Consider the following 12060-nt stretch of genomic DNA (forward strand, 5'->3'; position numbering starts at 1 on the left):
CTCCTTTAACCCGATTTGGATGTATCTATTTGATGCCTGTCCCTGAACCGCCCAGGCCATCTAAAATGTAGCGTTGAGCTACAATGTAGATCAGAATCAGCGGAATCGTGGAAATCGTCAAGACAGCCATCACCTGGTTCGTATAAACCGGCTCGGTGCTGTTGATGGCTGTAATCGCCACCTGGATCGGAAATTTCGACTTATCCGTCAAAACCATCAGCGGCCAAATATAGTCATTCCAGCTGCCGATAAAAGCCAATGTCCCCACCGTAGCGACAGCCGGTTTGGACATCGGCAGCATCACCCGCCAGAAAATCTGCCATGTGTTGGCTCCGTCAAGCTTGGCCGACTCAATCATCTCCCCCGGGATCGCCATGAAAAAGTTTCGGAACAAATAAATATTGAAAGCCCCGGCAAGCGCCGGCAAAATCACGGCAAGGCGCGTATCAACAAGTCCGAGCTTATGAACAATTGTAAACTGCGAGATTAAAATCGTTTCCATCGGCACGATTAAAAGCGCCAGCAATATGGTAAACAGCACTTTTTTACCTGTGAATTGCAGCTTGGCGAATGCAAAGCCCGCCATTCCGTTGATAATGACCGCTCCCGCTGCCACACACAAACCGTAAAACAGACTGTTACCAATATACATTAGTAAATCAAACCGTGACAGCACTTCCCTGTAGGATTGAAACCATTCCGACGGATGAAAAGACGGAAGAAACGCTTTAATGCTGCTGATATTGTTGTAAATATCAGCTTCCGGTTTCATCGATGAAGCGACCATCCAAATCAGCGGAAATATAAACAGAGCCGCCAGCAAAACAAGGCATATATATTCCAGTATCGTTAAAGGTCCGAATTTCCTTCTCATCCGCCTTCATCCTCCTTCACCAACTTGCGCTGCGCAAGCGTCACCAATCCAATTATCGTGCCAAACAAGAGCGCAATTGAACTTGCATAGCCGACCATCCGATCGGTAAATCCCGTTTGATAAATATAATAGACAACTGTCATCGTTGAATTGACCGGTCCCCCCTGGGTCATGACCATTGGCTGCACAAGGAGCTTAAACGCACTGATCAGCGTCGTAATAAAGATAAAAACCGACGTCGGTTTCAACAAAGGCAATGTAATATAAATAAACCGCTGCCATTTATTCATACCATCCAATTGCGCCGCCTCGTAGACATCTCCGGGAATGTTTTGCAGGCCCGCTAAAAAAATCAGCATCTGAAATCCGGCTCCCTGCCAGACTGAAACGAAAACAATTGTAAAGATCGCCTGATTAGGACTTGTCAAAAACGGCTGTGGCGGTAAACCGACATGCGTCAGTACGTTATTTATCATTCCTTCATTCGGATTCAGCAAGTACAGCCACAAAACGGAGATGACAACAAGCGACATGACGACAGGGCTAAAGTATGCGACTTTGAAAAACGTATTGGCCTTGCGCTTTTTATTCAACAGAAGGGCCAGCCCGAGAGCGGCCCCGATCTGTAATGGAATCACAAGGACAACAAATTTCAATGTGTTGCTCAAACTTTTCAAGAAAATAGGGTCTTTGAACAATTTGATAAAGTTGTCAAAACCGACAAACTTGCGCAGGTCAGGTGTTAACAAATAATAATCTGTAAATGCGTAGTAAACCGCCATAATCGAAGGAATCACGAGAAACACTGACAAAATCAGCAAGGCCGGACCTAAAAATGTATAGGCCAGCACATTGTCCCGCCACCCTATTTTACTGGCAGGGACTTTTTTCAGCGGAAAGGCCGTCCTTGCTTCTTTCAACGGAATTTTATTCATGGCTCCACCTTCTAGTTTGCCTTATCGATGGCTGATTGCATTTCTTTTGCACGCGTATCCAGAACCGATTGAATATCCTGATGCTGATCAAAGAAGCTGATGTCATCGATTGCTTGCTGAAATGCGCGCGTCACCTGTGGATATGCCGGTGTCACCGGTCGTGCATGCCCCGTTTCTTTCAGCTGCTGCAAGAAGACATTCATTTCAGCTGAGAATTCTTTTGCCAGCACTTTCTCTGATGAATAGCGCACAGGCAGCGCGGCGATCGAACGGCTCAATTCCAGGTTGGATTCCTTGTTTGTCATCCAATTGACCAATTTTGCCGCCCATTCCTTGTTTTCAGACGTCTGTGTCATGGCGAACTGCCAGCTTCCTGAAGGGGACACAAGCTTTTTTGTTTTTGGCGAAACAGGATACGGCATCACACCATAATCGACATTAGGAAAATTTGTTTCCATGTCGGTTACCGTCCAGACACCGCTCATTTTCATCGGATATTTTTCCGTTTCAAACGCCTGCTTAACTGGAGTCCGGGTCGTATAACCCTCTTTCAGCATTGTTTGAATAAATGTCATCGCTTCAACGGTCAGTTTGTCGTTAAAAACACCCTCCGCTTTCTTGCCATCTTTTGAAAGGACATCGCCGCCAGCCGACCAAACAAATGGCAAAAGCGCATAGGTCAGCATTTCGTCTTTTGACTGCAACTGCATATCGATGGCCGGTTTGTCATATTTATTTTTCAGCTTTTTGCAAAGCTCAAGGAATTCGTCCCACGTCCATGGATTCTCAACCGTTGGCAGCGTTTTCAAGTCAACGCCGGCGTCCTTCAGCATTTTTTTGTTATAGTAAATACCGACCGATGATTCGCTGACGCCGATCGCATACAGTTTCCCCTGGTAGGTTCCCTGTTGCTTAATGCTCGGCAATAAATCATCCTGGTCTTTGATATACTCATCCAATGGCGCAATTACGCCGGATTTCGCATAAGCCGCCGTGTTCGGTCCATCCAAAGTGATCACATCCGGCAGGGTGTTCGTTGTCAGCGCCGCGTTCACTTTGTCTTCATATCCGCCGCCGTTTCCGCTTCTGGGGATGAAATCAATTTTGGCCTCGACGTTTTCAGAGGCATACTTTTTATTAAAAGCGTCCACCCGCTTTTGATAGACCTTTCCTTCTTCACTATCATCAGATACGTGCACCCACACCGTAAGCGTTTTCCCATCTTGGCCATTTGCACCTTTGCTATTGCTGCAGCCCAACATCGCAAACACCAGCAACAACGAAAAAACTCCGAAGAGCCACCTTTTCATCTTTGTCACTTCCCCCCATTTTTCATAAATCAACAAATAAAAGCGCTTTCAAGTGAATTGTATGTCAACCGGTTTCATATGTCAACCGGTTGACATATTTTTTCCCCAATTATTCATCCCGGTACATTTCTCATAATCGTGGCATTTTCTTGCACATATCGGCCCGATTCTCTAAAATAAGTGCGTGACGAGAATTGTAAGCCATTTCAGTAAAAATAGCAGGGGGAAAAGGGAATGAAGCCTAGCATTCACGACGTTGCAAAAAAAGCGGGAGTTTCACCAACAACCGTATCGCGGGTATTAAATAACCGCGGCTATATTAGTGAAAAAACAAAAGAAAAAGTCTATAAAGCGATGGAAGAAATCAATTACTTTCCAAACGATTTGGCCCGCTCTTTATTTCGTAAACGAACTCATTTAATAGGGCTCATCATCCCTAACTCCAGCAACCCGTTTTTCGGCGAACTGGCCTTTCATATTGAGAGCATCTGCGCTGCCATGGGCTACAAACTGCTGCTTTGCAACAGCTTAAACCGCAAAGACAAAGAAGAAAAATACTTGGAAATGCTGATGCGAAATCAAGTGGACGGCGTCATCGCCGTGACTTACAACAGGGGAATTTTAAATTATCATCGGCAAAACCTGCCGATTGTCGCCATCGACCATTACTTGTCGGAAACGATTCCCGTCATCGGCTCCGATAACTATGACGGAGGAAGAAAAGCGACAGAACTGTTAATTGCAAAAGGCTGCCGGCACATCATCCATATCAACGGACCAATTGAGCTGAAAACACCGGCAAATCTTAGAAGAAAAGCATATGAAGATGTGATGCGACAACACGGGAGACAGCCGATTACATATGAAGTTCCCTTTCATCAAAATTACCGGGAAATCATCTCAAAACTGTTTGATGAACAGCCTGCAGCTGACGGCATTTTTGCCAGCGATGACCTCATGGCAGCTACAGTCATCACCGAAGCAAAAAAACGCAGAAAAGACATTCCCGGGCAATTAAAGGTAATCGGCTACGACGGAACGGAAGCGGTTCAGTCCATCCTCCCGGAATTGACAACCATCCAGCAGCCGATCGAACTCATTTCCAAGACGGCCATCGAGATTTTGTCCAAAGCCATTGAAGGCGAATTCGATGATTTGCCGCTGGAAACCTATTTGCCTGTTAAGGTTCTGGAAGGTGAAACCACTTAATATTCGCATCATGTTACGGAGAGATTTGCAGCCTTCATCTCTCCTGTACCCCCCTCTGACTTTTGTAAAAATAAGATAAATTTTAACTTTTATTTCTAGACAAACCACCCTCTGTGTGATAATGTATAGTACAAGTTTTCAAAATATTCTATCTTTGTGTGGAGGTGCCATAATTGGAAATGAGCAAAGTTCTGCCTGAATCGCTTACTTCCCTTGTGAAAGAGATGCTGACCAAAACGGATGGTTCAACAACCAAGGCAATCGAAACATTGATAGGCGGCAAGGTTGATATTGAAGTTTTCCGGCAGGCCTATGTCGATTACGATCATCTGTCCGCTGAGGAAGCAAAGCTGTTTCAGCCTGATGATAAGATTTTATTCAGGACCTCCTCATTGAAACGGGGCGATGATTATTTGTCATTTAATTATGTCTATGTCAAAACAAATGCATTGCCGCCAGCCGTTAAACGATATCTGAAAGAAGAACGGCTCCCCATCGGCAAAATCATTTCCGAACTGGAGTCAAGGCGTGAAATCTTCAGCACCGGTAAGTCCCTTGGCAAACACTTTACACACCTTGTGCCTGTTTCAACAGACAGGGAATACGTTTTTAAGCGATACCAGATCATCAGCGGACAGCAGTGCATCTTCCACGTCTCCGAACTGTTTGATTTAGAAAAAATCTGCAGACTGACAGCGGGCTGAATCATGCCCGTCAGTTACCGTTTTATGAAAGGGCTTCCAAAAACTCCTCATTCCTTCTCTCCTCAAAACAAAAACCCCTGCGAAACAGGGGCTGTCATTTATTGATACACCGTTTTCGGAACGGCAACAACCGGGGTTCCGGCGACATAAGGTGCGACGTCATATTGCTGGAACACGATCGCAATCCCGTCTTTTGTAAAGTGGAATGCCGTGTTTTGAAGAAGGACGATGTCTTTTTTCTTCACATCCGGGAAAAACGTGTCCTGATGCTTTTGAATGTATTTGTAAATGTATGTTCTCGTTTTATCGATTTTTGATTTTTTGTTTAATACGTCTGTCAGATAGACGCGTTTTTTTGATTTTAAATCGTAGTTGAACGAGCGGACGGCTGTATTGCCGTGCGCCCCGCCGGAGTACACGTAGTTTTTCGTCAGGATGCTGATCTTTTCGCCGGTCAGATATTTGACGTCAAAAGACGTTTGGTATGCCGTTTGGTACCCGTGCTGTTGGCCGTCTTTTTTGTTTTTCAGATAGTCTTTGTAGGATTGGTCAATATAGTTTTTAAAGTCTTTGTTGATTTTGTTTTGCAGAGATCTGCTGCCAACGTTTTTAACCTGCGGGTACTTCAATTCCTTTACGTTTTTGTATGTATGGCTCGTCACCACCGGTTTTGTCCCGTTCGCCGCTTGAGCCGAAGGAATCGCCGCTCCGCTGTACAATATCAGCATTAATAGCCCTGAGAGCATGATCGCCGCTGCTTTGAAAAACGGTTTGCTGTTCATCATATGGCCTCCTTTTTCGTTTCATTGTTATATTACCCATTTTCAAAACGGGTACACATGTAAGACTGACAGCCCCGTGAAAAAGTTTTCGTTTCAATAAAAAAATTCGGTCTTAATTAAAATGAAACCGAATCTGCGAACGATTATTCCTCCTCAATTGTTCATTCATCACCTTCCTGATATTTCGGCAGGGTTTGTTTCAAAACGGCTGGACATAAGCTTGAGGAACTTGCATAAATCGCGTTCTTAGCGATAAATATCAAAACCCATTGACATTTTCGCAAAAAGTATTAATATTAAAATTATTATAAAAATCGCATAAAAAGGTTTTCCTTATCAAGAGTGGTGGAGGGACTGGCCCTGTGAAACCCGGCAACCGCTGTCTTTTTGACAGAATGGTGCTAATTCCTTAAGAGCACGGCTGTGCTCTTGAAGATAAGGAGGAGATTGTCTACCAAGCTCTTCCTTATCGGGAAGAGCTTTTTTATGTTAATAAAGAAAGAGGGATGAAGCATGTCACAATCAACCGATGTATTGCAGCAAACGCAAGGAAGAAAAATAGGACCGTTCAGGGCGGATCAGGTGGGCAGCCTGCTCAGGTCTGAGCCTGTTAAAAAAGCGCGCCTGCAAAAAGCAAACGGCGAAATTACCGCGGAACAATTGCGCGAAGTCGAAAACGAAGAGATCAAGCGCATTGTCGAAAAACAAAAAGAAATCGGCCTGAAAGCCGTAACGGACGGCGAATTCCGCCGCTCCTGGTGGCATTTCGATTTTCTCGAAGGTCTTGACGGTGTTGAAGGCTTTGTAGCAGACAAAGGAATTCAATTTCACAATGTCGTAACGAAACCGCGCGGCATTAAAGTAACCAGCAAAGTCGACTTTACAAACCATCCGATGCTGGAAGATTATCAATTTCTTCATAGTATTGCAGGGACGCATACGCCGAAAATGACGATCCCGAGCCCGAATATGCTGTTTTTCAGAGGAAAGCTGGAAGAAAGTCCGTATGAGGATCTTGATGAGTTCCATCACGATGTGGCGCAGGCTTACAAAAAAGCGATCCGCGCGTTCTATGATGCCGGCTGCCGCTATTTGCAGCTTGATGATACGGCCTGGTCCGTATTTTTCTCAGAAAAGGGACATGAGCAAATCAAGGCGTTCGGCCGCCAGCCTGATGAGCTGCGCCAATCCTTTGCCAATACGATCAACGAAGCAATCGAAGGACGTCCCGATGATTTGACTGTCACAATGCATATTTGCCGCGGAAACTTCCAGTCAACATGGGTGGCAGAAGGCGGATACGACGCTGCGGCTGAAACGATTTTCGACGGACTGAACCTTGACGGACTCTTCCTTGAATTCGATGACGAGCGCTCTGGCGGCTTCGAACCGCTTCGCTTCGTGAAACGGAAAGACCTGCAAATCGTCCTCGGTTTAATTACATCTAAATTCGGCGAGCTTGAAAACCCGGATGATATTAAGCGGCGCATTGAAGAGGCGTCCCGCTATGCCGATCTGAACCAGCTGTGCTTAAGCCCGCAGTGCGGCTTTGCTTCAACGGAAGAGGGCAACCTGCTGACCGAAGAACAGCAGTGGGAAAAACTGCGTCATGTGATCGAAATTGCCGAAGACGTTTGGAAATAAATAAGGACATGTTTCAAGCCATACCTGATATCAGGTATGGCTTTTTTTATGTCTTCTTTTAAAAATCCTTCTTGATTTGTTCATAGTTTGATCATATTTGGCTTCTATAATGCTTGTTAGTGAGGTGATCGAATCATGATAAAGAAAAGGAAAATTGATATATTCCTAGTTCTCATTCTCTTATTATCCGCAGCGCTCAACCTGTACGGCATCTGGAACAGCGATACAGACAACGCCTACTACACAGCAGCCGTTACGAGTATGACGCAAAGCTTTCACAACTTCTTTTACGCTTCTTTTGATCCGGGAGGTTTTGTAACCGTCGATAAACCGCCGGTCGCACTATGGGTACAGACGCTTTTCGCGCTTGTGTTCGGCGTGCACGGCTGGAGCGTCGTGCTTCCCGAAGGAATTGCGGAAGTCATTTCCGTAGCACTGCTCTACTTCATTGTAAAACCTACTTTTGGAAAAACGGCAGCAAGAATTTCCGCACTCGTTATGGCGTGTACACCGATTGCCGTCGCTGTCAGCCACACAAACAACGTCGACAGCATTCTCGTCCTTTGTTTGATGATTGCAACATGGATGCTGTTTAAAGCCGTCCGCACAGGAAAAATATCGTGGCTGCTCGCATCCTTCTTCATGGTCGGCGTCGGCTTTAACGTCAAGATGCTGCAAGCATACATGGTGTTACCTGCATTTATGCTGTTTTATCTGATTGCAGCAAAGACGACGATTCGCAAAAAAATTGTGTCTCTGATTACATCGGTCATCGTTCTTGCGGCGGTTTCCGTATCATGGGCAGTCGTCGTTGACAGCCAGCCGGAAAGCTCGCGGCCTTATATCGGAAGCAGCCAGACGAACTCTGTCCTGGAGCTCGCCTTCGGCTACAACGGAGTCCAGCGTCTGACGGGACAGTCCGGAGCAGGCGGGGGCAAAGCGGCTTCCGATCAAACACAAAAGAAATCGAACCAAGAGCAGCAAAGCAGCACAGCTAGCAGCAGTTCATCTTCCTCAAACGGACAGATGACTCCGCCAAGCGGCGGCGGTCCCGGAGGCGGCCGAAACGGTGCAGGCTCATTCGGCACAGGCACACCGGGGCCGCTGAGATTGTTCCAATCTGAGCTTTCAGGTCAGGCAAGCTGGCTGATTCCGTTTGTACTGTTCGGGATTATCGCCTTACTGATCACAGGCCTTCGCGGTCAAAGAAAATTCAATGACACAACGAATGAAACGATTTTCTGGACGATGTGGCTATTGCCGGTCGCTGCATTCTTCAGTGTCGCCGGATTCTTCCACCATTACTATCTGATCATGCTGGCAGCACCGATTGCCGCATTGTCGGGTACGGGCTGGACGGCGCTCGTTCGCCTTTATCAAGAGGAAAGCGGCTGGAAAAAATGGCTGCTGCCAATCGGCATTTTGCTGGCAACAGCATTTGAATTATATATTCTGATTCCTTATATCAGCGACATCGGAATCACTTGGATCATCCTGGTCGGAGCTTTCGGAATCATTACAAGCTGTCTTCTCTTCTTTGTCAAAAAAGGAAAGCCATTCAGCTACTATGTATCGCTTGCCGCACTTCTCGGCATGCTGATCGGTCCATTCTACTGGACAACGGCAACCCTCGCTGACGGGGTAAACGGCATGATTCCGCAGGCAGGACCTCAATCAGCGCAATCATTTGGCGGGGGCGGCGGCAAGATGAACAATGGCAGCCGACCTCCCGGATTTGGCAGCCCAACAGGCCAAGACGGCCAAACAGGCAATCAGCCAAACAGCGGGAATAATAGGTCGACTGACTCCAGCTCTGATCAAAACAGCCAAAACCAGAACGGAGGCAGCTCAAGTAAGACTGATCAAGGCAGACCAAACGGCAGCCGGGGCGGCCCTGGAAGCGGCGAATCAGTCGACAAAGACCTCTTATCTTACCTTGAGAAGCACAATACTGGGGAAAAATATTTGTTCGCGGTCTCTAACGCGAATTCCGCTTCCTCTTACATAATCAAAACAGGAAAAGCGGTTATGGCGATGGGCGGATTCTCCGGAAGCGATCCGATCCTGACCGTGGACAAACTCAAAAAGCTCGTCAATAACGGAGAGGTTAAATACTTCATGATTGGCAATGGCAGAGGCCAAGACAACTCAGACATCACCAACTGGATTAAAAAACACGGCACAGAGATTAAGAAAAGCGAGTACAGCAGCTCTTCTTCAGGTGACAGTTCACAATCGGGGGGACCTGGTGGAAATCAAACCCTTTATAAAGTGGAGCTAGATTGATGAAAGGAAAGGTGATCAATATGAACAAACCAGTCACATTTTCAATTGTAGTCCCCGTCTACAATGAGGCGGAAGTACTCGACAACACCTATGAGAGACTGAAAAGCGTCATGGATTCAACAGGTGAAACGTATGAGCTGATATTTGTAAATGACGGCTCCAGCGACGACAGCATTCATATGCTAAAGTCGCTGGCTCAGTCTGATCCAACTGTAAAGTGCATTAATTTCTCAAGAAACTTCGGCCATCAGATCGCGATTACGGCCGGTACGGACTATGCGGCCGGCAAGGCAATCGTGGTGATTGACGCCGATCTCCAGGACCCTCCTGAACTGATTTTGGACATGGCGGAAAAATGGCGGGAAGGCTATGACGTTGTCTATGCGGTTCGGACGAAGCGTGAAGGAGAAACATTTTTCAAAAAGCAGACAGCCTCCATGTTCTACCGGATACTGAGGCGGCTCACAGATGTCGATATCCCGGTAGATACGGGAGATTTCCGGCTCATGGACCGCAAAGTCGTCCATGAACTGAACAAGCTGAAAGAAAAAAATCCATTTGTGCGCGGGCTCGTCAGCTGGCTCGGATTCAAACAGACGGCCGTGTACTATGAACGCCACGAACGGCTCGCCGGCGAAACGAAGTACCCGCTGAAAAAGATGCTTAAGCTTTCGCTGGACGGGATTACATCGTTCTCCTTCCAGCCGTTAAAACTGGCAAGCTACTCCGGAATTGTGCTTTCAGCGATCGGTTTTATATACGCCTTTATCGTCGTCTGTATGAAGCTGTTCACGACCAGCACCATCACGGGATGGTCATCGATGATTATTCTGCAATGCATGTTCAGCGGATTCATCCTGATCATTCTTGGGGCGGTGGGCGAGTATATCGGACGCATTTACGACGAAGTAAAAGACAGGCCGCTCTATATCATAGACGGAAAATACGGATTTGAAGAACAAAGACAAGCGGCTGCCCCGCAGCGGCACATCATGTAACAAACAGGAGATACAAAAGGAGAGATTCCGATGAGCATACTGGTTGTCGGTGGAGCCGGCTATATCGGCTCCCACGCCGTTTACACATTAATTGAGAAAAAGGAAAAAGTCGTCGTTGTCGATTCTCTGGCGACAGGGGATGCGGAGGCCGTCCACCCAAAAGCCGTGTTTTATCAGGGAGACATCAGAGACCGGCATTTTCTCAAACAAGTATTCGCAAACGAGGCCATCGAAACCGTCATGCATTTTGCGGCTGCTCCGATTTCTTCACAGCCGGAAAGCGTTTTTGCTTCCTTTAATGAAAACATCACAGGTATGGAAACGCTTCTCGGCGTCATGAAGGAATTCGGCGTCAGCCAGATCGTATTTGCATCAAGTGCATCGGTCTACGGTCAGGCTAAAGACATCCCGATTACGGAAGAAACCGAGCCCCGTCCTGTCGACCCCCATGGAAAAGCAAAATGGATGATGGAGAACATGCTGATGGAAGCAGAAAAAGCTTACGGACTGAAATATGTGATTCTTCGCTCCTTCAATGTGGGAGGCATACTTCTTGCAGAGGCCGGTGAAGACCGTGACAGCGAACAGCATTTCATCTCACATGTTCTTCGCGCCGCTCTTGGACAAAAACCTTTTGTATCTTTATCATGCAGTAATCATGCTGCGGCAGAAGGGACGTACATCCGCGACTATGTCCATGTTCAGGATTTGGCGGAAGCCCATGCGCTTGCTGTCAGCCATTTGCGAAAAGGGAAAGAAAGCCGGACATACAATATCGGTTATGGCGAGGGCTATTCTGCCGAACAAGTCATACAGGCCGCACAATATGTCACAGGCATCAGCATGATCAACACACGCTACACAGAAAGAAGCGGCACAGCCCCTGACACGTTGATCGCTTCTTCTGTCAGAGCCAGGAAAGAGCTGGGCTGGAAGCCAAAACACAACAGCCTGATTGCCATCATCCGCGACGCCTGGAACTGGAATTCCGACAACCTCTATGGGTATGGGGCTTATAAAGTGAAGCAGGGATAAAAGCCGCCGACAGCAGGCGGCTTTTTTGTTCAATTGAAATAATTTATTATTTTGAAAATATAAATTCAGGTTGATTTTTATAGGTTGTCAGGATAAAATACAGTCAAAATAAAAAATAGCATTCTTGTATATAATCAGTAATAGGGTCTGATTGTTTCTACCTAGTAACCGTAAATCACTAGACTACAAGAAAGTTTGAATAGATTGGAACATCGAAAATAGCATAGATATATCTATTTTGCGGCTGCTCTTATTTTTCATGCTTTCTGTTTTCTCAGAATCT

The 12060-nt window shown here is 46.5% G+C and carries 10 protein-coding genes and 2 riboswitches; of the genes, 6 read left to right on the forward strand and 4 right to left on the reverse strand.

The features are described from left to right. Nucleotides 1–25: 25 nt before the first annotated feature. The 3 genes from R5H20_RS22530 to R5H20_RS22540 are packed head-to-tail and all read right to left on the reverse strand — an operon-like array spanning nt 26 to nt 3119. Complete coding sequence (locus R5H20_RS22530; RefSeq protein ID WP_006639650.1) at nt 26–874, reverse strand: carbohydrate ABC transporter permease; 849 nt, start codon at nt 872–874, stop codon at nt 26–28. Continuing rightward, nucleotides 871–1809 (reverse strand): carbohydrate ABC transporter permease, encoded by a 939-nt coding sequence (locus tag R5H20_RS22535; RefSeq protein WP_006639651.1) that lies wholly within the window; start codon nt 1807–1809, stop codon nt 871–873. The genes R5H20_RS22530 and R5H20_RS22535 overlap by 4 nt, the downstream gene beginning before the upstream one ends. A gap of 11 nt (nt 1810–1820) precedes the next feature. Beyond that, complete coding sequence (locus tag R5H20_RS22540; RefSeq protein ID WP_006639652.1) at nt 1821–3119, reverse strand: ABC transporter substrate-binding protein; 1299 nt, start codon at nt 3117–3119, stop codon at nt 1821–1823. Between the two features lie 234 nt (nt 3120–3353). On the opposite strand from R5H20_RS22540, the gene R5H20_RS22545 reads away from it, so the two are divergent. Then, nucleotides 3354–4328, forward strand: a complete 975-nt coding sequence (locus R5H20_RS22545; protein ID WP_006639653.1) for a LacI family DNA-binding transcriptional regulator — start codon at nt 3354–3356, stop codon at nt 4326–4328. A 179-nt stretch (nt 4329–4507) separates the two neighbouring features. Beyond that, nucleotides 4508–5032 carry a chorismate--pyruvate lyase family protein gene (locus R5H20_RS22550; protein WP_087962543.1) on the forward strand — a complete coding sequence of 175 codons (525 nt, stop codon included), beginning with the start codon at nt 4508–4510 and terminating at the stop codon, nt 5030–5032. A 98-nt stretch (nt 5033–5130) separates the two neighbouring features. On the opposite strand, the gene R5H20_RS22555 is transcribed toward R5H20_RS22550, so the two are convergent. Then, the gene (locus R5H20_RS22555) at nt 5131–5814 is read right to left on the reverse strand and encodes a DUF3298 and DUF4163 domain-containing protein (protein WP_006639655.1); all 684 of its coding nucleotides are present in this window, start codon (nt 5812–5814) and stop codon (nt 5131–5133) included. 330 nt (nt 5815–6144) lie between these two features. Further along, a riboswitch (SAM riboswitch) is annotated at nt 6145–6256 on the forward strand. A 71-nt stretch (nt 6257–6327) separates the two neighbouring features. On the opposite strand from R5H20_RS22555, the gene R5H20_RS22560 reads away from it, so the two are divergent. The 4 genes from R5H20_RS22560 (at nt 6328) to galE (ending at nt 11777) form a co-directional block, all read left to right on the forward strand. Continuing rightward, entirely contained in the window at nt 6328–7458 is a 1131-nt protein-coding gene (locus R5H20_RS22560) for a 5-methyltetrahydropteroyltriglutamate--homocysteine S-methyltransferase (protein WP_006639656.1), read from the forward strand. A 135-nt stretch (nt 7459–7593) separates the two neighbouring features. Continuing rightward, a complete protein-coding gene (locus R5H20_RS22565; RefSeq protein WP_006639657.1) occupies nt 7594–9744 on the forward strand; it encodes a glycosyltransferase family 39 protein in 2151 nt (716 codons plus the stop codon). After that, entirely contained in the window at nt 9744–10742 is a 999-nt protein-coding gene (locus R5H20_RS22570; protein WP_006639658.1) for a glycosyltransferase family 2 protein, read from the forward strand. The genes R5H20_RS22565 and R5H20_RS22570 overlap by 1 nt, the downstream gene beginning before the upstream one ends. Before the next feature lie 30 nt (nt 10743–10772). Next, complete coding sequence (galE, locus tag R5H20_RS22575) at nt 10773–11777, forward strand: UDP-glucose 4-epimerase GalE (protein ID WP_006639659.1); 1005 nt, start codon at nt 10773–10775, stop codon at nt 11775–11777. Between the two features lie 104 nt (nt 11778–11881). Next, nucleotides 11882–11983, forward strand: a riboswitch (purine riboswitch). Nucleotides 11984–12060 lie beyond the last annotated feature (77 nt).

Source organism: Bacillus sp. KICET-3, assembly GCF_033261025.1.
Lineage (GTDB): Bacteria > Bacillota > Bacilli > Bacillales > Bacillaceae > Bacillus > Bacillus sonorensis.